The sequence below is a fragment of the Kribbella sp. NPDC056345 genome (genome assembly GCF_042262745.1).
In the GTDB taxonomy this organism is placed as follows: Bacteria; Actinomycetota; Actinomycetes; order Propionibacteriales; family Kribbellaceae; genus Kribbella.
Genome location: NZ_JBHJQQ010000001.1, coordinates 990866 through 1011587, shown reverse-complemented (window position 1 = coordinate 1011587; position 20722 = coordinate 990866). Strand labels below are relative to the sequence as shown.

Sequence of the window (20722 nt, the reverse complement as noted above, 5' to 3'; positions counted from 1 at the left end):
TCTGCCGTGAGCCCACGGTCGCGAGATTCCGAGATCTTGATTAACCGGTGAATCATCGGCATGATGCTCGTCGTAGCTCCGAATCGACCGTAAGCCCATCGCTGCTCGAGGTGGGCTGGACAGGGAATTCCTCATGGTTCACGTCGTGCTCGCCTCCGGTTGGCAAACCGTCAACATCGGCGACGTCGCCCATACGCCAGGCGCGCTCCGGGCCTTTCAGCGCTACGCACCGGAGGCGAAACTGACGCTGTGGGCTCGCAGTATCGACGAGGGTGTACGGCGGATGCTCGGCCGCTACTTCCCGGACGTCGAGGTCGTCGAGGACCGGGTTGTGCCCGGCGAGCCGCTCAGCCCGGATCTGGAGCGGTTGTTTGCCGAAGGCGACCTTTTGGTCCACGGGTCGGGGCCATCGCTCGTTGCCCAGGTGGAGGTCGCCGAATGGCATCGGCGGACCGGAAAGCCGCACGGCATCTTCGGAGTGACAGTAGATCCGCTCCGGCCCTACGGCTCGACGCTGGCCCGGGCGGCGAGCATGATCAGCGCGATCGACGGTGACCTGCTCAGCGAGCTCGAGCGCGAAGTGCTCGACACGGCCGCGTTCGTCTACTGCCGGGACTCGCTGACCGAGCGGTTCCTGGCCGGCCAGAACCTCGGGGCGCCCACGATCGCGTTCGGTCCGGACGCCACCGTGATGTTCGACGTGGTCGACGACGGCGACGGCCAGGCGGTCCTCGCGGAGTACGGGTTGCAGCCCGGACGCTTCCTCTGCGCCGTACCGCGGCTGCGTTTCACGCCGTACCACCAGATCCGGAACTACCCGCCCAAGCCCGAGGATGTTCGCCGGTCGGCCTACAACGCGGGCTATCTGAAGTCCGACCTGGACGTTCTGCGGCAGACCGTGATCGGCTGGGTGCGAGCCACTGGCCTGCCGGCGCTCGTCGTGCCGGAGATGAGCTACGCGATGGAAGTCGCCGAGGCCGAGCTCGCGGGGACATTCCCTGCCGACGTGGCCGGCCTGGTGCACATCCTGCCGCGGTTCTGGGACCTGACCGAGGCGGCCGCGGTGTACCGGCGGGCCGGCGCGGTCGTGAGTATGGAGTGCCACTCACCTCTGATCGCGTTGGCGGAAGGTGTTCCGTCGGTCTACCTGCGGCAGCCGACCGACACGATCAAGGGCCAGATGTACAACGATCTCGGACTGCCGTTCGTCGAGCTGGGACCTGGGGCCGAAGCTGCGGCCGGGAAACTCCTGCAGCAGATCGTCGACGACCGGCCGGCCGCGGCCGAAGCCGCAGGACAGGCGCGGGACGGCGCGCAGGAGCGCGTGCGGGGGATGGTCGAGGCCGCCATCGCAGCGGTCGGCAGCAGGATCCACTGATGTCGTCGGGGATCAAGGTGCGGCCGCGGGCCGGCGCCCATCCCGGTGTGCCTGCCGGTACGCCGGCCGCCCGCGCGACTCGTGTCCGCGGGCAGCTCGCGACCCGATGGCACCGGGACCGGGTGCTGCTCGTGCTCGCCGTACCGGGCGTGATCGTCCTGGTTCTGTTCCACTACCTGCCGTTGCTGGGCAACGTGATCGCCTTCCAGGACTACCAGCCGTTCCTCGGTATCAGCGGATCGGATTTCGTTGGCCTGAGCAACTTCTCGGTCATCTTCAACGGTGACCCGGAGTTCCTGAACGCGCTCGTCAACACACTGATCATCACGATGGTCCAGGTGCTGTTCGTGTTCCCGTTGCCGATCGCGCTGGCCCTGGTCCTCAACTCGATGCTGAACGAACGAGCCAAGCGGCTGACGCAGTCGATCCTTTACCTGCCGCACTTCCTGTCCTGGGTCATCGTCGTGGCGTTGTTCCAGCAGATGTTCGGCAACGGCGGAATGCTGAACGAGTGGCTGCGTTCCGCGGACCTGGGCACCTTCCAGATCATCGGCGTACCGGAGCTGTTCAAACTGCTGATCACGTCGCAGGTGATCTGGAAGGACACCGGATGGTCGACCATCATCTTCCTGGCCGCGCTCTCCAAGGTCGACCTGAACCTGTACGAGGCAGCGGCGATCGACCGGGCCGGCCCGCTGCGGCAGCTGTGGCACGTCACCCTGCCCGCGATCCGGCCCGTGATCGTCCTGCTGCTGATCCTGCGGCTGGGTGATTCGCTCACGGTCGGTTTCGAGCAGATCCTCCTGCAGCAGGGTCCGGTCGGCGCGCAAGCTTCCGAAGTGCTCGACACCTACGTCTACAACAACGGGATCATCGGCGGGAACTGGGGTGTCTCGGCCGCGGTCGGCCTGGTGAAGGGCTTCGTCGGCGTGGTTCTCGTCCTCGGGGCGAACCGGCTCGCCCACCTGATGGGGGAGCGGGGGGTGTACTCGAAATGACCGGACTACTGGAGACCACCGCCGAACGCCGGGCTCGGCGCAACCGTCAAGCGGCGTCGGACGAGCGGCCTGCGTGGATGGGACGGCAACCGCGCTGGGCGACCGCGGCGCGCGGTGCGCTGCTGACCGTCGCCTGCCTCGCGGTGATCGTCCCGTTCGTCGCCGTCGTGATGACGAGTCTGGCGTCGCAACGCGACATCAGCGCGCGCGGTGGGCTTGTCCTCTTCACCAGCGATCCGTCGCTCGCGGCGTACCGGGCCGTGCTGTCGGGAGGAGTGGTGACGCGGGCCCTCGGTGTGTCGCTCGTGGTCACCGTTGTCGGCACTGTCCTGTCGCTGGCCTGCACCATCATGCTCGCGTACGCCCTGTCGCGGCCGGGATCGCTGTTGCACAAGCCCATCCTGCTGATGACGCTGTTCACCCTCTTGTTCAATCCGGGCATGATCCCGATGTACCTGACGGTCAAGCAGCTCGGGCTGATCGACAACCTGGCGGCGTTGATCCTGCCGGTGGTGGTCAACGCCTTCAACGTGATCGTGATGCGGTCCTTCTTCCTCGAGCTGCCCAGTGAGCTGACCGAGTCGGCGAAGCTCGACGGGGCCGGCGAACTCCGGATCCTCACCTCCATCGTCCTGCCGCTCTCGAAGGCGGTCGTCGCGGTGGTCGGCCTGTTCTACGCGGTCGCCTACTGGAATGCGTTCTTCTCTGCCCTGCTCTACCTGCCGTCGCCGGAGAAGTGGCCGCTGCAGCTCGTCCTGCGAACGTTCGTCGTGAACCAGACACCGCTCGGTACGGACGAGCTGTCGGCGTCGACCGAGTCGCTGCCACCCCAGGCATCGATCCAGATGGCGATTCTGGTCATCTCCGTCATCCCGATCCTGATCATCTACCCGTTCATCCAGAAGCATTTCAGCAAGGGACTTCTGATCGGCGCCGTCAAAGGCTGATCGACCGGACGCCCGCCATGAGGAGGGAACCGTCACCATGGATTCGCTTTCGCGCCGTACGTTGCTCAAAGGGCTGTCCGCGGCAGCCGTCGCAGGTGCCGCCGGATCAGCGCTCGGCTGCTCCGCCAAGACGACGACGGGAACGTCCGGCCGAATCGGAGCGGACGTTCTCCCGACGTTCGCCCAGGCCGGGAACGCCGTACCCGCGCTGAAGAGCGCAAGCCCGCTCGGCATGAGCGGGTACTTCGAGTACCCGCCGAACCCCGCGGCGGCGGTCGGTAAGCCCCCGCTGTCGGGTGGCCAGATCTCCGCCCTCACCTACACCTTCGACCCGGTGGCGCCCGGCAAGTCCGACAATCCGCTGTGGCAGGAGGTCGACACGCGACTTGGTGGAAAGCTCGACATCACCTACGCGCCGGCGGCCGACTACGCTCAACGGTTCGCGACGACCGTGGCCGGCGGAGATCTGCCCGACCTGGTGTCGATCTACGGCTCGGTGCAGCAGTTGCCCGCGTTGCTGAAGGCAAAGTTCACCGACCTGACCGAGTACTTGTCGGGCGATGCCGTCAAGGACTATCCGAACCTGGCGGGTCTGTCCACCGATTCGTGGCGCAAGACCGTGTACGGCAACGCCCTGTGGGGAGTGCCGATCGCCCGGGTGCCGATCCCGGCGGTCGCCTGGATCCGCGCCGACCTCGTCGCCGGTACCGGGCTGCCCGCGCAGCCCAAGAACATCGGAGAGTTCAAGGCACTGCTCAAGGGGCTGACCAACGAGCGCAAGTCCCGTTGGGCCTGCGGCGATCCGGGCAACACCCTGACCATGATCGCCGGTTCCCTGGGCATCCCCGGCAACTGGATCGAGGACGGCGGGAAGTTCACCTCCAACATCGAGCTCGAGGAGTACGAGAAGGCACTGGCCGACACCCGCGAGCTCGCCGACGCCGGCGTCTTCCACCCGGACGGCCTGGTGGCGTCCAACAACCAACGTAACGACTGGTTCACCAACGGGACCACGCCGATCGTCTTCGGCGGGTACGCCGGCTGGAGCAAGTACGAGATGTGGGGAGCCGACGTACCGGGCTTCAAGCTCGGGTCACTGCCGATGTTCGGTTACGACGCGGCGAGCAAGCCCGCACATCCTCGGGGGAGTGCGGCTCAGGCGTTCACCGCGGTGACCAAGGCCGAACCGGACCGGGTCCGCGAAGTGCTCCGGGTACTCGATTGGCTCGCCGCGCCGTTCGGATCGTCCGAGTATCTCCTGCGCAACTTCGGGATCGAGGGCCAGACGTTCACGTTCGAGGGCAAGGACCCGATCCTGAACTCGCGTGGCCAGAATCTGCGGCTGGTGCCGTTCGGGTACGTCAGCGGACCGACCCAGGCCATCTACGACCCGGGCCGGCGCGATGTCGCCCAGGCCCGCTTCGACTACCAGGAAGCCGCGCTGCCGATTCTCGCCCCTGATCCGACCCAGGGCCTGTACTCCGAGACCGAAGCGGCCAAGGGTCTGCAGCTGGGCAAGAGCCTGACCGATGCGCGGAACGGCATCCTGGCCGGCCGCGCACCCGTGTCGAGCTGGAAGGCGGCCGTGATCAAGTGGCGCAACGGCGGCGGCGACAAGATCCGGGCCGAGTATGAGCAGGGCTTCTCGGCGGCGGGACCCAAATGAGCCGTCAGCTGCTGGCCCGAGCCGACGAGTTCCTGGCCGCTCGGCCGTATTCCATCCTCGACCGTGAGCCGTCGGACTGGGCCGGAGACGCCCACGACTACTACTCGGTCGGCAACTACTCCTGGCCGAATCCGGAGACAGCCGACGGTCTGCCGTACATCAGGGTCGACGGCCGGCGGAACCCGGACGCGTGGAGCGATCGCTACGACAAACGGCGGTTCCGGCAGACCGTCGCGGCCGTCAACACCCTGGTGCAAGCCCACCTCCGAACCGGCGAGGCACGGTACGCCGGCGGCGCGGTCGAACGTCTCGAACGGTGGTTCCTGGACCCGGCGACCGCGATGCGCCCCAACTTCGCGCACGCTGCCGCGCTGCCCGGTCGGCACGACGGTGCGGCGATCGGGCAGATCGAGGCGACGCTCCTGACCGACCTCCTGGATCACGTCGACCTGCTGGTGAAGGCCGGACGATTCACCGAAGGCCTCCCGCTCTTGCAGGACTGGTTCGCCGAGTTGACCCGCTGGATGCGCCTCAGCGAGCTTGGCCGGCAGGAAGAGTCGATGACCAACAACCACGGCGTCTGGTGGGACGCGCAGGTACTGCGCTATCTGCAGTTCGTGGGTGATCGGACCGCGCTCACCGAGATCCTCGATCGGTTCGGCATCCGGCTGCGCCACATCGCTGCCGGCGGTGCGCTCCCGAGAGAACTGGCTCGTCCCGACTCGTTGCTCTACACCATCTACTGTCTACGAGCCTTCGCCGTCTGCTGCCGAGTCGCAGCTGCTGAAGGCCGCGACCTCTGGAACGCGCCCGCCGAACCCGGCTTCGGCAGTCTCCGCGACGCGTTCCACTTCTGGGCCGGCCACGCAGGCGACGACCGTCGATGGATCTGGCCCCGGCAGCCCGCGGACCTCGACCGAACCGCGCTCTGGCTCGCCGACGAAGCCGCCGCCGTCTACCGGACCCCGGGCCTCACAGCGTTCGCGGAAACCCTGCGAAGCCAAGATCTGCCCGCCCCCGAGATCCCGTCAATCGCAGCCATGGAACACATCCCAACCTGAGAGGAACCCACAATGTTCACGAAGTTCTCGCTCTCGGCCCCTGCTCGAAAAACGACGGTTCTTGCGCTGGCGGTGACCCTGAGCGCTTCGCTGGGTATCGCCGCAGTGACGAAACCACGACCCGCCGACGCGGCAACCACGGCGGTCCCCAGCTACGCGATGGGCATTGCGGGTGCGCCCTTCACGATCGAGAACCCTGGCGGGTGCAATGCGACGCTGGGCGCCGGCGGCAACCTCGTGGAGGGCGGACGCACGATCGAGGGCAGGTGTCAGGGAGCGGGGCTGTCACCCCAGATCACCGGGTCGGACCCGCGGGCGTTGACGTTCCGCACGAACAAGGACTACGTGGTCCCGGGCACCCTCCGGGACCGCACGGAGCTGGCGACGAAATGGGAACTGCCGTTCCACACCGACGTGTGGGTCGGGTTCGACATTCGCATCCCATCGGCCACCGATGACGTGACGGGCAGCGGGGCGTACGTGCTGCAGTTGTGGCAATGCCAGGCGAACCCGATCGGCGGCGTACGCATCCAGTCCGGCGCCGGCAACGGGCACAATCTCCAGTTCGTCCGCCGCGGCGAGGACCCCAACACGAACTACGACATCTCGATGGCAACCACGAACGTCGGGACCAACGACGAGTGGCATTCCTTTGTCATCAGGTATCACGTGGCGCCTTACCACGAGGGTGCGGCGAAGGGGCGGATCACGGTCTTCCACAAGCGAGTGGGAGCGACCACCGTCGAGAACAGGGTCGTGGACCGGGAAGAGTACTTCGGCTACGCGACGCGTGTCAGGTGCGAGGACAACTCCTTCAAGAACGAGTTCAAGATCAAGTTCGGCATGTACAAGGACTACCAGCCGGGCGCGACGTTCCGTTCCGACTTCCGGAACGTGCGGATCGGCGACAGCAAGGAAGCGGTACAGCCCTACAACCGCGGCTGACTCGGCTTGGTAGCCGGCAAACACTCTTACGGGTAAGGGAGAAGACCATGGTGAGGCGACGTTGTGCCGCTGCGGTGCTGGTGGTGGCTCTGGTGGCGACGGTCCTGTCGCCGGGCCGGGCTGTCGCGGCCGGTATGTCCGATCTCGGCGAACTGCTCGACCTGAAGCGTCCGGAACTTGCCGCGGTGGCGGCAAAGCTTGCCGTCGGCAATGAAGCGGACGCGGCCGTGGAGCTCAAGGCGTTCTACGCGGGTCGCACCAACGTTCACTACCCGGCTCCGGCCGAGGGACTGGGCGGTGGCGACTCAGGCGCTGACGAGCTCGCGGCGGGGATCTTCCGGTTCGGCGCCGAGACCCGCAACTTCTACAGCAGCGCCGAGCAGCGGATCGACGTCGACTGGTACGACGCCTGGGGTGGTACTCAGACCACCCCAGGCGGCGCGCAGACTCTGATGAGCGATCTCACGTTCATGCCCAAACTGACCTTCGCCTACGTGTCCGAGAGCGATCCGGCAAAACGTTCGGCGTACGCGGCCGCATGGATGGACATCTCGCTCGACTTCTTCGCCGACGTACAGACCTGGCCGCAGGGCCGCAACCTGTCGGCAGCCAAGCGGCTCGCCCAGCTGGTCAGCGCGTTCTCCGTGTTCCGGTCCGACCCGGGCATCGACGCGAGCGACCTGGTGGCGTACCTGTCCGGCGTGCACGCCACGACGAACTCCCTCGTCGGCGTGATGCAAATACATGTCGGCAACAACTGGTACGTGTCGATGGCCCGCTCCGTTCACGCGGCAGCCGTGTTTCTGCCCGAGTTCTCGGCATCGCGTGGCTGGGAGGGGTTCGCGGTGCGTTCGGCAGAGCGGTTCCTGCGCGCGCACTTGAAGGGCGACGGCGTGTACCGCGAGCCGGCGTTCAACTATCAGGCCTACGTGGCGGACATGCTCAACTCCGTCATCGCCGTGGCCGATGCCAACGGGCGAACCGTTCCCCGTTCGCTCGTCCAGGCGGCGGACTGGATCGCGGATTCGTTGTTCGCGACCCGGCAGCCGAATCTCGAACCCGCGGCGATCGGCGACACGCCCAACGACTTCGCGGGTACGTCGGCCATTCGCCGCAGCGGTTACCGCAACTCCTGGCCCGATTTCAAGTGGGTCGCCTCCGATCGAACCGAGGGGACCACCCCGACGCTGCCGTCCACGGTGTTCCCGATCAGCTTCGCCGTACAGCGCTCCGGATGGGACGCCGACGCGCGGTACATGCTGATCAACAACCAGAACTCCAGCTACACGGCATCGCATCGGCATCCGGACGACCTCAGCCTGGTGATGTCGGCGTACGGGCGTCCACTGATCGTCGACTCCGGAGTGGGGGACTACAGCGCGACCCCGACGAACGACTGGATGCGTCGTACCACCGAGGCGCACAACACCATCGAGGTCGACGGAAAGCCGCAGACCGCCGGCGTCCCCCGCGCGACGTCGCTGTGGCGCTCGAACGCGGGCCTCGACGTCTACCGCGGTACGACGAAGGGCTACCAGCCGGTCGTACACGATCGCGCCGTCTACTTCATCAAGCCCGGCTACTGGGTCGTCTCCGACGACCTCACCGGTGACACCGCCGCGCACGACTACCGGCAGCTCTGGCACTTCCCTGGTGATCCGGTCACCGTCAACCCGAAGACGAAGGTCGCCACGGTCGGCTTCGACACCGTGCCCGGAGCCACACCGGGAGCCGGCGTCCAGCTCGTCCCGGTGGCCCCGGCGGGCGCCGCGCTCACACCCACTGTCCACAAGACCGGCGCCGTACGCGTCGGCGAGCAGGTACTCACGAACGTCGACTACCTGTCGTACGACTGGCGCGCCACTGGGGCGACAGGACTGGACACAGTGGTGGTTCCCGGAAAGGCCGGCGCAGCGCCCAAGGTGGCTGCGAAGCGCATTGCCATGCCTGGGGTGGATCACTCCGTGGCGACCGCGATGGAAATCGGCCTGCCGAACGCGAACGGACGCTTCTACCTTTCGCGGGAGGCGACGCCCTCGTGGAGGGCGTTCGGGGCCGCCACGACCAACGCCGAGACCGCTTACCTCGAGCGTGGTTCGAACGGCAGGCTGACCCGGTACGCGTTGACCCGTGGGTCGGTGCTGGTCGACCACGGTGCCCCCGTTGTCGCCGCATCCGCGCCGGTGTCCGACGTCAGTGTGGAACTGCGCGGCACGGCCGCCCAGATCTCGCTGGGTGACCCGTTCACCGGCAGGCTCACCATCAACGCACCGAAGGTCAAAACGGTGACGGTGAACGGGACCCCGACCGCGTTCATCCGCACGGGCGACCTCATCACCTTGTGGGTCCAGGAGTCGTTCTCCCCGGCACCCGTGCTCGACGAGCAGTTCACCGATGCCGGCCTGGACCGGACCGTCTACGACTTCAACGGATCCTTTGACGGCTGGACGCCGGTGGAGGGCACCTGGGCGCTGACCGGCTCCGGTTCGATGGCGCAGACCTCGACCGCGGACAGTGTGTCGTTCGCGGCGCTGCAGGATGTACCGGATGACATGGTGATGTCCGCGGACATCGTTCCTGGGGTCAGCAGTCAGACGACGGCCCGTACCGGTCTCGCGTTCCGCTACCACAATTCCCGAAACTACTATCGGGCCAACGTGCTCAACTCCTCGTCGGGGGCGACGCTGCAGCTCGTGAAGGTCTACGACGGGAAGACCGAGATTCTCGCGGAGACCGCACTGCCCACCGGCGCCAACGCCGCGCACAAGCTGATCGTCTCCGCGATCGGGAAGCATCTGACCGCCAAAGTCGGCGACACGTCGATCTCCGCGGACGACTCACAGCTGCCGACGGGTGGCGCTGCCGCCTTCACACATCGGCGGGCCGCCACCTTCGACGACATCGTGATCAGGGAAGGGATCGATCAGGCCAACTGGCGAGCAATAACAGGCGCGGTGTCCGTCGCCTCGGGGAAGTTGCACCTCACGCCTCCCGCCGGTGGCAGGGCACACGTCCTCGCCAACTCGACCCTGCCGTCACGCTTCTCCGAGGCGTGCGACTTGGTCGCGGAGACCACGGTCACGATCAACGGATCCGTCGGTAACGCAGGAATCTCGCTGCGGGACACCACGGACTCCTACGGCTACCGGATCCACATCGGCAAGACGGCCGAAGGAGACCGGTACGCGAACATCGTCCGCGAGGCGCACGCGTCGGGTCCGCTCACGCTCGGCTCGGCATCGATCAGCAACCCGTTGACCGGCCCCGTCCGGCTGCGTGCCGCGATCCACGGCGACCGCATCACCGTGACGCTGAACGGCGTCGAGATCCTGAAAGCTCGCGACACCGTAGTCCGCAGTGGCGGCGTCGGACTCTACGCATCCACGGAAAGCACGTTCGAGAAGGTCAAGATCGCGAGCTCCTGCGAGCGATAAAGCCTCCACGTGAGCTGAGTGCTTAGGGGCCGTCGTGGCTGCCTGAAGGTGCCTGATTGATCTGCAGTGGGTCTGTCGCGGAGTCCGCTCTGCCATCGTGAAAGGAAGCCATACATACAAGGGGGATCCATGGGCCTGAAGACTTGGAGTGCGCTCGTGCTCGGGGTTGTAGCGCTGCTCGGAGCGACGACTCCACCCGCGCACGCAGGGGACAGCTACCCGCTTCCGATCACCAACAACTGGAACGGCCGCTGCCTGGACGCGAACGCCAACTACCTCAACCAGAACGGCACACCGGTTCAGCTGTGGGATTGCAACGGCTGGGACAACCAGCAGTGGATCATGCGGTCGGTCAGCTATTACAGCGAGTTCCAGATCGTCAACAAATCCAACGGTCGCTGTCTCGACGCCAACGCCTCCTGGGGAGGCCGCAACGGCACACCGGTTCAGCTGTGGGACTGCTACGGCCCTGGTCAGCACAACCAGATCTGGTTCGTCTATCGCGAGAGCGGCGAGAACCACAACTACACCATCAAGAACAAGGCCTCCGGCCGGGTTCTCGACGCGAACCTCTCCTACATCGGCTCCAACGGCACGCCCATCCAACTGTGGGACAACCTGGGCGCCCAGCAGTACAACCAGCGCTGGCGAGTCTTCTGACCAGAACGGCAAAGCCCCCGTCCGGAACGCATCCAGCGCCCGGACGGGGGCGTGTCCTGGCGATCAGTTCCACTCGAACCCGTCGCTGTGTCCCTGGCCGGCCGACGTCCCAGTTGCGTCCACCGTGGTCGTCGTCGGCTTGATGACATAGGCCCCGGCCACGATCAACGCCGCCGAGGCGAACAATGCTGCAACTCGCCTGATGGTCATTCCAGTTCCCTTCAGTCCGTCGTACAGATCACCGTAGGAACCATCGATGAAATTCCGATGACACACCTGAAGGCGCTCCGTAGGCGGTCCCGCAGATCGTCGACCAATTAGCTGCTACATCAAGGACTCGGTGCTCGCCACGCCCGGGCGGTGGAGCATTCTTTCCCCCGGTAGTGTGTCTTCGGTCGGGCGACCGCTCGACGCGGCTCGGAACTTGGGAAGACTATGCAGCCTGACGATCTGCCTCCGGCGAAGTTCAACACCTCCATCCCGACTGCTGCGCGGATGTACGACTACTATCTCGGCGGCAAGGACAACTTCGCGGCTGACCGCGCTGCCGTCGCAGAGCTGGACAAGGTCGTCCCGAGCACCCGCGCGCTCGCCATCAACAACCGGCGATTCATGCAGCGGGCGGTGCGGGTGCTGGCACAGGAGCACGGGATCAGGCAGTTCCTGGACCACGGATCCGGCTTGCCCACCCAGGACAACGTGCACCAGGTCGCACAGCAGGTCGACGCGAACTCACGGGTCGTCTACCTCGACATCGACCCGCTGGTGAGCGTGCACGGCAGGGCCCTGCTGGTCGAGGACGAGCGCACGACGACGGTCATCGAGGCCGACATGCGCGACACCGACACCATCTTCGACCATCCCGACACCGTGCGCCTGATCGACTTCTCCCAGCCCGTTGGCGTGCTGTTCAACTCGGTGTTCCATTGCATCCCGGACAGCGAGACCGACGGTCCGCCGGCCGTGGTCCGCCGGGTCGCCGAACGACTGGTTCCGGGCAGCTACCTGGTGATGTGCCAGCTGGTCAGCGAGGACCCAGAGATCCGCGACTTCGTCACCAACTTCATGGACCAGGCCACGCACGGGAACTGGGGCCGTGTCCGCCAGGAGAAAGACGTGGCCGAGTGGTTCGAGGGAATGGACATCCTCGAGCCGGGGCTCGTCGAGGTTTCCACCTGGCGGCCCGACGGCGAGGCCGCTCCCGAGCAACAGACCTCGGAGTGGATCGAGTTCGGCGGAGTCGCTCGCCTCCGCTGACCTGCTCGACTGCCGGTCGAGCCCACCGACGCACCGGCTGTGCTTGCTGCTGAACTGCGAGACGCCGCAACCAAAGGCTGCGGCGTCTCGTGGTGTTACGGCAAGGAGCGCGGGCCGCCGGGCTCGAGAGTGTCGACCAAGGCGCCCGAGGGATGAGCCTTGGCGCGGTGACGCTCGGCAGCAGTTGCCTTGCGGGTGTCATCGATGTAGGCGTCGACATCGACGCCTGCCTGCCTGGCGCCTTCTTCGACGACTGAATAGGTCTGCGAAGCCAGCGCGTAGGCGGCGCTGTAGTCGTGGCGGGCAAGCGCGTTCTTCGCGAGTCCGAGCAGGAGATCAGCGCGGCGCAGCTCGTCGTGCGCTCGCTCGGCCCGCGGTGCAGCCAGAGCCCTTGCCGCCAGGTCGTTGGCTGCTTCGTTGCGGGCGGCAGTCTGGAAGCGGTCCATGTTGTCGCGGTCGAACTGGCTGAAGTCCCAGTTCAGGTCGATGTAGCTCATCATCGTGTTCGAGTAGTCGCCGAGCCAGGCAAAGTACGTCGCTCCGCTCGGACCGAAGTCCGCACCTGAAGTGCTGTCGTACCCGTCATGCGGATGGGACAGACCGAGGTGGTGTCCGGTCTCGTGGATGATCGTCGTGGTCAGGCCGTAACCGCTGCTGATGATCGACTCGTTCAGGAAGTTGAAGACGTAGCTCTGCGTGCCGTCCTGGTAGTTGTCGTCGGCGAATCCGAGTGCCGGGGTGTCCAGTTCCGGCGGCACGGCGTAGTTGAAGATCGGGAGCTCGTAGTCGACCTTCCCCTGATCGTCCTGCGTTCGCGCCAGCTCCTTCGTGTTCTGCAGGAACAGGTTGGCGAACGCCGGATAACCCAGCTCGGGGTAGCAGGACTTGTTGGCGAGCAGTAACTCGTAGCAGCGCTTGGCGTCACCGGTGAACGGAAGGTCCTGGCTGTCGTAGCTGAACCTGTTCCGCCAGGCCAGCTCCGAGAGCTCCGACACCACGAGCTTCTTGTCGATGTAGTCGGTACTCGCGTCGACGCCCGGCCATCCCTCGTAGGTGTTGCTGTCGAGGTTCACGGTGTCGGACGGCGTACTCGGCGGAAGCTCGACGGGATACAGCGGTGAGCTGGTGAACAACAGGTCCAGCGCCACGTAGCGCACCAGCTTCGCCAGATCTCCGGTGAGTTCACTCGGTGTGCGGAATCCGCCGGCGGTGTACTCCCAGGCGACCGGGATCCGGTAGTCGGCCTCGTCGTCGCCGTCGAGGTCCGCGTCATCGACGTTCCAGCTTCCCGACGAAGCGTCCGGTCCCGCGGACAGGTCGTGGAACCAGACCCGGCGAGTGCGACCGAGACCGTCCTCCTCGTCCTTCGCGGTCGTGCCACCCCAGGCGACGATCTTCCGGCTGTCACGTTGGGTGCCGAAGTTGTAGCCGGTGTCCGGGTCGGGCTCGTTGGTCTTGGTGTAGACGTGGTACTTGAAGTCCGCCCGGCCGAACCAGTTGATCAGGAAGACGGTGTTCCTGGCGGTGTCGACGCCCGGCGGCGGGTTGTTCGCCAGCCAGCGTTCGACGGTCGGAGCATCGATCGCGACACTCTTGTCGATGGTCCGGACGTTCCTGTCCTGTGCGTTGTAATCCTGCTGGAACTTCGTCAGCGCCGCCGGCCGAGCCAGCTTCGACAACTGGGCGAAGAACCGATCCTGGTACTGCTTCGATGTCGTCGTGACCCGGTAGTCGTACTGATACGTCAGTCCGAGCTCTTCCGTCACGCCGTAGCTCAAGCGGCTACGGACGACGGGCCGCGACGATGCGGGAAGGCCGGCGCGGAGTTGCTGGGGATCGACCTGCCCAGCCTGATAGCCCACCAGGACGACGTTGACGGGCAGCTTCTCGACGAGCTTCGGCTGCCCGCCTGGTTCGAGATGACGCAAGCGCGGCGGGGGAGCACTGTTGGCGGTCGTCGCTGTCATCGTGCTACCGGCGATGACGGCGAGCGCTGTTCCCAGCAGCGCGACCAAGCGGATCCGTTGCATGAATCGGCACCTTTCACGGGCGGGCGGAGCCGACGGCGCACGAGCTCCAGGCATCCGGCCGTCAACTCCCGTCCGCACATGCTTCCACAGCCCACCGCCATCCGCGGAAACTGACCGCTTGATGCCGCTGGCCAGATCTGCGGCCGGAGAAAGTTGTCGCGGGGTTGTCGATTCTGGACGCGGGTCTTCGACGCAGTGGTGAAAGCACCCCACCAGAGGAGACCGAGATGGCAACCGTCACCACCACCCCGACCGCCGTCCCCACCCGTACCCGGACCCTACTGACGGCCGGTGCGGCCGCCGGGCCGCTGTACGTCGTCTGCTGGCTCAGCCAGGCCCTGACACGGGAGGCGTTCGACCTGAGCCGGCATCCAGCCAGCCTGCTCGCGAACGGCGACCTCGGCTGGATCCAGACCGCCAACTTCATCGTCGCGGGACTGTTGTCGCTGGCCGGCGCGGTCGGGCTCCGCCGGACCCTGACCGGCCGGGGCAGCCGCTGGGCGCCGCGGCTGCTCGGCACGTACGCGGTCGGGCTGCTCCTGGCCGCGGCGTTCCCCGCCGACCCAGCCGCAGGCTTCCCGGCCGGAACGCCCGCCGACTACGCCGAGGTCAGTCTTCGCGGCATCGGCCACTTCGTCGCCGGCACGATCGGCTTCACCGGTCTGATCGCCGCATGCTTCGTGATGGCGGCCCACTACCGCAGCACCCGGCGTACCGGCTGGGCCCGCTACTCCACCATCACCGGCATCGCCTTCTTCGCCGCTTTCGCCGGCCTCAGCGCCGGCGCGGGCATCCCACCCACCATTCTCGCGTTCGGCGCCGCCATCGTCCTCGCCTGGACCTGGATCACCGCCATCTGCCTCCACCACCGCCGATGATCGCTGCCCGGCCGCGACATGGCGGCCACCAAGCTGTCAAGCTGGACATCGTGAACTACTTCATCGCGGTCGGCCCGCTGAGTTGCCCATGACGGTGATCGTCAGGCCGGCGCGGGTGGATGACGCCGACGCGATGGCCCGGGTGTTCGTCGACTCGTTCCGGGCCGGGCACCAGGGACAGGTCCCGGCGGACGTGCTGCAGTCCAGGACATACGAGTCGTCAGCCGCCGCGTGGCGACGGGACCTGACCACGCCCTCGCCCGGCGAGTACATCTCGGTCGCGGCCAGCGGCGGCGAGCTGGTCGGGGTCGCGATGGTCGGCCCACCGCACCCCTGGCCGGACGATGACACCGCCCGGAGCGAGGTCCCGACGGCCGAATGCTGGGCCCTGTACGTCGATCCGTCCCACCAGCGGAAGGGAATCGGCCGCCTGCTGATCGCCGACTTCTCCCGTCACCTGGCCGACCGAGGGACCCGTCGCCTGCTGGTAGGCGTGCTCACAGCCAACGCACCGGCCCGCGCCTTCTACGAGTCCCTCGGCGCCGTGCTGATCGGCAGCCGCCCACACCTTGACGAGGGCCAGACCTTCTCCGAGTCCGTCTACGCCTGGCCCGACCTCCCCACCCTAGGTCTTTAGACCGTCCGCAGGGCGCCGGTGAAGTCAGTTCACGACCGCCTTCAGTTCGTCCTTGTGCAGCGACAACCAGGTGTCGAAGGACTGCAGATGCGGGTTGAGTTCCCGTACGGCGTCCAGGTTGCGGTCGCCGGTGAACTCCTCGTGGTTTTCCGCGTAGTACTGGAACATGTTGGCCATCTCGATGGCCATCGGGAAGCCGTAGGTGCGGAATTCGTTCCAGGTGGGGGGTTGGTAGGTGACGGGTTCGCCTAGTGCGGCGGCCAGGTGGTCGGCGTACTGGTGGCCGGTGAGGTGGTCGCCGGCGATGCTGATGGTTTCGCCGATGAGGTCGGGGCGCTTGAGGATTTCCAGGGCGGTGCGGCCGATGTCGTCGGAAGCTACGCCGGAGAGGGGCTTGTCGGACATCGGGAAGGTGATGGTGATCTTGCCGTCGGCGTCGCGCTTCGGCTCCATGCCTTGCAGGAAGGCATCGAAGTAGAAGGTTGTGCGGAGGTAGGTGGTGGGGACGCCGGTGGTGCGGAAGACCTCGTCGGCTTCGCCCTTGGCGTCGAAGTGGGGGACCTTGTAGCGGCCGTCGTCCAGGCTGGGGACGTCGTCGCGGTCGCCGAAGAATTCGCGGGTGTCCTCGAGCGTCGACCACACGAGGTGCTTGACGCCGGCGGCCTTGGCGGCGCGGGCGGCGTTGCCGGCCTGGTCCAGCTCCATCTCGGCGCGGGTGCGGGCGGCCTCTTCGGCGGGGGTGCGCTGGACCCAGTAGTTCGTGACGACGAAGGCGCCGTACACGCCGTCGAAGGCGGCCCGCAGGCTTGCCTCGTCGTCGAGGTCGGCCTCGACCACCTCGGCGCCCTGGGCGGCGAGTGCCTGGGCCGACGGGGACTGCGCGCTGCGGGTCAGTGCGCGGACGGCGTACGCCCCGGAGGCGTCGTCGAGGATGGCGCGGACCAGTCCGCCGCCCTGGCTGCCGGTGGCTCCGACGACGGCGATCAGTTTGCGCTCGGTCATATTCCTGCTCCTTGTGAGAGGTAGGTTGATGTGTCAACTCCAAGACCATCGTAGCGCGTTAGGTTGATGTGTCAACCGGGTCGGGTAGGATGGTGGATGTGGGTAAAGGACCGTGGCTCGACGACGACGAGCAGAAGGCATGGCGCAGCTATCTGCTGATGCGCAAAACGCTCGAGACGCACATGGAGCGGCACCTCCAGCGCGAGTTCGGCCTGTCCGGGTCCGACTTCGAGATCCTGGTGAACCTGTCCGAGGCGGAGACCGGGCGGATGCGCGCGTTCGAGCTCGGGCAGGCGACGCAATGGGAGAAGAGCCGGATGTCGCACCACCTGACCCGGATGGAGAAGCGCGGGCTGGTACGGCGTGAGTCGTGTGACGCGCGGTATCCGGAGGTTGCGATCACCGACGAGGGCCGGGCGGCGATCGAGGCCTGTGCTCCGGAGCACGCGGCCCGGATCCGGAAGTTCTTCGTCGACGTGTTCGGTCCGGAGCGGCTGACCGCACTGGGCGAGGCGTCGGCCGAGGTCGTCGACGCCATCCGCAAGCACGAGTCCTCCGAGTGCCCGCCCGAGGTTCGCGGCCACTGCTGACCTGAGAGCCGTGCTCAGGTAGTTCTCAGCAGAACTTGACGCTCGCTTGAGGGTCTCTTGGAGTGCGGCTGAGGCGCGCGCGACGAGGCTGTCGGTCATGGTCACCACAGCAGCGTTCGACGATTTCTCCGACCGGCGGCGGCGCTGGTTGCGGCGGGCCTCCGTGGCCGCGGCGGCCACCGCCGTACTCGGCATCGGCACGGCAGGTCTGTCCGTCGCCGTCGTCTCCGCCCGGCACGCCACCCCCGCCACCAGCTCGACCGACTCCGGTACGTCGACGTCCAGCGACTCGACCGGGAGCACCTCGAGCGGTAGCGGTCTGGGCACCGCCCCCACCGACTCCACTCCGCAGGGCGGGAGCAACGGATCATGAGCGCCTCCCGGACCTGGACCGCCTGGAGCTGCACGGTCCGCCTGACCGTCGACGACCCCGCCGTACTTGGCGCGGCCTGCGGTGAGCTGAAGGCGCTGATGGATCGCGTCGACAAGGCCGCCAGCCGCTTCCGTCCGGACTCTGAGCTGTCGATCGTCAATCAGCGTGGCGGTGCGATGGTCCCCGTCTCCCGGCTGCTGGTCGACCTGGTCGATGTGAGCCTGATGGCCGCCTCGATCAGTGGTGGCGCAGTGGACCCGACCGTTGGTGCCGCGGTGATCGCCGCCGGCTACGACAACGACATCGAGACCGTACGGCGTCGCCTCGCCGCACCGGCCCCGCTGTCAGCGGCTGTCCCTGGCTGGCAGCACGTGCAGCTCAACCGCAAGCTCGCGCTGCTCGGCGTACCAGAAGGTGCCGCACTCGACCTGGGTGCGACAGCCAAGGCCTGGACCGCCGACCGTGCCGCACTGGTGCTGAGCAAGCGCTATGGCTGCGCAGTGCTGGTCGAGATCGGTGGCGACCTGTGTGCAGCCGGAGAGCCGGCCGAGCCGTGGGTCATCACCGTGGCTGAGCGGGCGGGTGACCCTGGCGTACTCGTCACGCTCGCCCATGGCGGCCTGACCACCTCAACCCGCACCTCACGCTGCTGGGAGAACGGGCACCACATCATCGACCCGCGGACCGGACGGCCGGCTGACGGTCCCTGGCGAACCGCATCGGTCTGGGCGCCGACCGCCGTCCGGGCGAACACCTTCAGTACGGCGCTCATCGCCACCGGCGAGGCGGCTGTCGGGCGACTGACCCTGGCCGGACACCCGGCTCGGATGGTCGCCAACGATGGTGAGGTCACCGAAGTTGCCGGCTGGCCCGCATCGACGCAGGCCGCCTGATGACACTCTGGTACGTCGCCCGCGCGGCCGGTGTGGTCGCCATGATCATGTTCACGCTGGCAGCGGCTCTCGGGATCATCACCTCGGCCAACCGGCACCCGGAGCGCCGTTTCTGGCTCCAGTACGTGCACCGCTCCGCGGCCGTCACCGGACTGGTGCTCCTCGGCGCCCACGTGTTCGCAGTGATCGCCGACAGCAACGTGGCGATCAGTCCGACCGTTCTGATCTGGCCCTTCGGCTCCGGCTACCGCCCGTTTGCCATGGCGATCGGCACACTCGCCCTCTACGGGCTGGTTTTGGCCGCGGTCGCTGGAGCGGCCCGTGGTCGGCTGGCGCAGTATCCAGCCTTCAGTAAGTACTGGCGCACGATCCACATCGCCGCCTCAGTCGGCTGGGCCCTGTCCATCGGGCACGCGCTCCTGTCCGGAACCGACCGCAGTACGCCGTGGATGCTCGGCATCACCCTCGGCTGCATGGTCGCCGTGGTCGGAGCCGGCTTCTACCGCGCGCACACCTATGCGCCACCCAACCTCGTGAGGACCCGATGACGACCTTGCTGCCTAATAACGTGAGCAGAGCCAGTGTGATCGGAGACGCCCGTCTCCTCGCCGGACTCGACCGTGGTCGGCTGGACCGCCAGGCGCATCTGTGGACCCACGGTGCGCAGCCCCAGCTCACCCGCTCGGCGTACGCCGAGCTGTGTGAAGCAGTCGGTCTCAAAGGACGCGGCGGTGCGGCTTTCCCAGTCGCCCGCAAGCTGGCCGGCCTTCCGGAGCGTGGGATCGAGGCAGTGGTCGTCAACGGCTCCGAGAGCGAGCCCGTCAGTCGCAAGGACCGGCTGTTGCTCACCCTCGCACCGCATCTGGTTCTGGACGGCGCCACCGGTCTGGCCCATGCACTGGGCGCACCGCACGTGCTGATCGCCGTCCACGACGCCGAAGCGGCGCTGTCCGTCCGGGAGGCGATCCTCGAACGCGACGACCGATTGGCCATCGAGGTGACCGAAACGCCCGGACGGTTCGTGGCCGGAGAGGCGCGGGCAGTGCTGAGTGCTCTCGAAGGTGGACCTGCGGTACCGCCCGGGCGGAAGGTGCTGCCCACCCAGCAGGGCTACCACCGGCGCCCCACCTTCCTTTCGAACGTCGAGACGTTCGCCCAGCTCGCCGTACTCGCCCGACTTGGTTCGCGCAGCTACAGCAGCACCGGACTGAGTAGCGAGCCGGGCACCCAGCTGCTGACCGTCGCCGGCGCGGTACGACGACCAGGCGTGATCGAGACGCCGACCGGCGTACCGCTGGAGACAGTGCTGCAATACACCGGCGCTGACCCCGGTCCGGTGCTGCTCGGTGGGTACCACGGCCGCTGGGTGCCTCAGACGACCGGCGTCACGCTGCAAGGCACGGGCATCGTCGTGGCACTCGGGACGGAGACCTGCCCGCTCGGTGAGGTCCACCGGGTCGCCCAGTGGCTGGCGAGTCAGTCAGCCGGCCAGTGCGGCCCCTGCGTCTTCGGCCTCGCCGGACTGGTCGACGACTTCGACCGCATAGTCCGCGGCGACGCCTCCGGCTGGTACGACGCTCAGCGGCACCTGGGCCTGGTTCCGGGCCGGGGTGCGTGCGCCCACCCGGACGGCGCTGCCCGGTTCCTCGCCTCGGCCCTCGAGACATTCGACGACGACGTACGACAACACCTGGCCGGCGGGTGCGGCCGCCCGGTGCTAGGCGTTCTGGAGGTCACCCATGGCTAGGCTGGAAATCGACTGGACCCGGTGCGACGGGCACGGACTGTGCGCGACGCTGCTGGGTGGTGACGTAGGTCTCGACGAGTGGGGCTTTCCGGTCCTGAAAGGCCGCGAAATCACCGCTGGTGAGGTACCGGATGCACGCCGTGCAGTCCTGGCCTGTCCGGCGCTGGCACTGCGTCTCGACAAGACTGTTAAGGGTTACTGACCAGTGCCCGGACAGGGCCGTCCC

The 20722-nt window shown here is 67.0% G+C and carries 20 protein-coding genes; 17 read left to right on the top strand and 3 right to left on the bottom strand.

Going from position 1 to position 20722, the window contains the following annotated elements; genetic code table 11:
- Positions 1–133: 133 nt before the first annotated feature.
- The 8 genes from ACFCV3_RS04630 (at position 134) to ACFCV3_RS04595 (ending at position 11089) form a co-directional block, all read left to right on the top strand.
- Positions 134–1378, top strand: a complete 1245-nt coding sequence (locus ACFCV3_RS04630) for a polysaccharide pyruvyl transferase family protein (RefSeq protein WP_376026067.1) — start codon at positions 134–136, stop codon at positions 1376–1378.
- Positions 1378–2376 carry an ABC transporter permease gene (locus ACFCV3_RS04625; RefSeq protein ID WP_376026065.1) on the top strand — a complete coding sequence of 333 codons (999 nt, stop codon included), beginning with the start codon at positions 1378–1380 and terminating at the stop codon, positions 2374–2376. Before ACFCV3_RS04630 ends, ACFCV3_RS04625 begins: the two co-directional genes overlap by 1 nt.
- The gene (locus ACFCV3_RS04620) at positions 2373–3323 is read left to right on the top strand and encodes a carbohydrate ABC transporter permease (RefSeq protein WP_376026063.1); all 951 of its coding nucleotides are present in this window, start codon (positions 2373–2375) and stop codon (positions 3321–3323) included. Before ACFCV3_RS04625 ends, ACFCV3_RS04620 begins: the two co-directional genes overlap by 4 nt.
- A gap of 37 nt (positions 3324–3360) precedes the next feature.
- Positions 3361–4989: an extracellular solute-binding protein gene (locus tag ACFCV3_RS04615; RefSeq protein WP_376026062.1), complete on the top strand. Its 1629-nt coding sequence runs from the start codon at positions 3361–3363 to the stop codon at positions 4987–4989.
- Complete coding sequence (locus tag ACFCV3_RS04610; protein WP_376026060.1) at positions 4986–6050, top strand: alginate lyase family protein; 1065 nt, start codon at positions 4986–4988, stop codon at positions 6048–6050. Before ACFCV3_RS04615 ends, ACFCV3_RS04610 begins: the two co-directional genes overlap by 4 nt.
- Before the next feature lie 12 nt (positions 6051–6062).
- Positions 6063–6995 carry a hypothetical protein gene (locus ACFCV3_RS04605; protein ID WP_376026058.1) on the top strand — a complete coding sequence of 311 codons (933 nt, stop codon included), beginning with the start codon at positions 6063–6065 and terminating at the stop codon, positions 6993–6995.
- A 47-nt stretch (positions 6996–7042) separates the two neighbouring features.
- Entirely contained in the window at positions 7043–10429 is a 3387-nt protein-coding gene (locus ACFCV3_RS04600) for an alginate lyase family protein (protein WP_376026056.1), read from the top strand.
- A gap of 129 nt (positions 10430–10558) precedes the next feature.
- A complete protein-coding gene (locus tag ACFCV3_RS04595; protein ID WP_376026055.1) occupies positions 10559–11089 on the top strand; it encodes an RICIN domain-containing protein in 531 nt (176 codons plus the stop codon).
- A gap of 63 nt (positions 11090–11152) precedes the next feature.
- Here the strand turns inward: ACFCV3_RS04595 and ACFCV3_RS04590 are convergent, their stop codons facing one another.
- Positions 11153–11299 carry a hypothetical protein gene (locus tag ACFCV3_RS04590; RefSeq protein WP_376026053.1) on the bottom strand — a complete coding sequence of 49 codons (147 nt, stop codon included), beginning with the start codon at positions 11297–11299 and terminating at the stop codon, positions 11153–11155.
- Positions 11300–11524: 225 nt separating this feature from the next.
- On the opposite strand from ACFCV3_RS04590, the gene ACFCV3_RS04585 reads away from it, so the two are divergent.
- On the top strand, positions 11525–12346 hold the full coding sequence (locus ACFCV3_RS04585; protein ID WP_376026052.1) for an SAM-dependent methyltransferase: 822 nt from the start codon (positions 11525–11527) through the stop codon (positions 12344–12346).
- Positions 12347–12441: 95 nt separating this feature from the next.
- Here the strand turns inward: ACFCV3_RS04585 and ACFCV3_RS04580 are convergent, their stop codons facing one another.
- Complete coding sequence (locus ACFCV3_RS04580; protein WP_376026050.1) at positions 12442–14376, bottom strand: hypothetical protein; 1935 nt, start codon at positions 14374–14376, stop codon at positions 12442–12444.
- A gap of 227 nt (positions 14377–14603) precedes the next feature.
- On the opposite strand from ACFCV3_RS04580, the gene ACFCV3_RS04575 reads away from it, so the two are divergent.
- Together ACFCV3_RS04575 and ACFCV3_RS04570 are read left to right on the top strand one after the other, a co-directional pair.
- The gene (locus ACFCV3_RS04575; protein ID WP_376026049.1) at positions 14604–15254 is read left to right on the top strand and encodes a DUF998 domain-containing protein; all 651 of its coding nucleotides are present in this window, start codon (positions 14604–14606) and stop codon (positions 15252–15254) included.
- 88 nt (positions 15255–15342) lie between these two features.
- Positions 15343–15891, top strand: a complete 549-nt coding sequence (locus ACFCV3_RS04570) for a GNAT family N-acetyltransferase (RefSeq protein WP_376026047.1) — start codon at positions 15343–15345, stop codon at positions 15889–15891.
- Positions 15892–15915: 24 nt separating this feature from the next.
- On the opposite strand, the gene ACFCV3_RS04565 is transcribed toward ACFCV3_RS04570, so the two are convergent.
- Complete coding sequence (locus ACFCV3_RS04565) at positions 15916–16893, bottom strand: NmrA/HSCARG family protein (RefSeq protein ID WP_376026045.1); 978 nt, start codon at positions 16891–16893, stop codon at positions 15916–15918.
- An 89-nt stretch (positions 16894–16982) separates the two neighbouring features.
- Between ACFCV3_RS04565 and ACFCV3_RS04560 the strand changes: the two genes are divergently transcribed.
- The 6 genes from ACFCV3_RS04560 to ACFCV3_RS04535 all read left to right on the top strand — a co-directional run bounded on the left by ACFCV3_RS04560 (position 16983) and on the right by ACFCV3_RS04535 (position 20698).
- Entirely contained in the window at positions 16983–17483 is a 501-nt protein-coding gene (locus ACFCV3_RS04560) for a MarR family winged helix-turn-helix transcriptional regulator (protein ID WP_376026044.1), read from the top strand.
- A 97-nt stretch (positions 17484–17580) separates the two neighbouring features.
- The gene (locus ACFCV3_RS04555) at positions 17581–17856 is read left to right on the top strand and encodes a hypothetical protein (protein ID WP_376026042.1); all 276 of its coding nucleotides are present in this window, start codon (positions 17581–17583) and stop codon (positions 17854–17856) included.
- On the top strand, positions 17853–18749 hold the full coding sequence (locus tag ACFCV3_RS04550) for an FAD:protein FMN transferase (protein WP_376026040.1): 897 nt from the start codon (positions 17853–17855) through the stop codon (positions 18747–18749). Before ACFCV3_RS04555 ends, ACFCV3_RS04550 begins: the two co-directional genes overlap by 4 nt.
- Positions 18749–19297: a hypothetical protein gene (locus ACFCV3_RS04545; RefSeq protein WP_376026038.1), complete on the top strand. Its 549-nt coding sequence runs from the start codon at positions 18749–18751 to the stop codon at positions 19295–19297. Before ACFCV3_RS04550 ends, ACFCV3_RS04545 begins: the two co-directional genes overlap by 1 nt.
- A 20-nt stretch (positions 19298–19317) precedes the next feature.
- A complete protein-coding gene (locus ACFCV3_RS04540) occupies positions 19318–20496 on the top strand; it encodes an NADH-ubiquinone oxidoreductase-F iron-sulfur binding region domain-containing protein (RefSeq protein ID WP_376026037.1) in 1179 nt (392 codons plus the stop codon).
- Positions 20489–20698 carry a ferredoxin gene (locus tag ACFCV3_RS04535; RefSeq protein ID WP_376026035.1) on the top strand — a complete coding sequence of 70 codons (210 nt, stop codon included), beginning with the start codon at positions 20489–20491 and terminating at the stop codon, positions 20696–20698. The genes ACFCV3_RS04540 and ACFCV3_RS04535 overlap by 8 nt, the downstream gene beginning before the upstream one ends.
- The last annotated feature ends 24 nt before the right edge of the window (positions 20699–20722 follow it).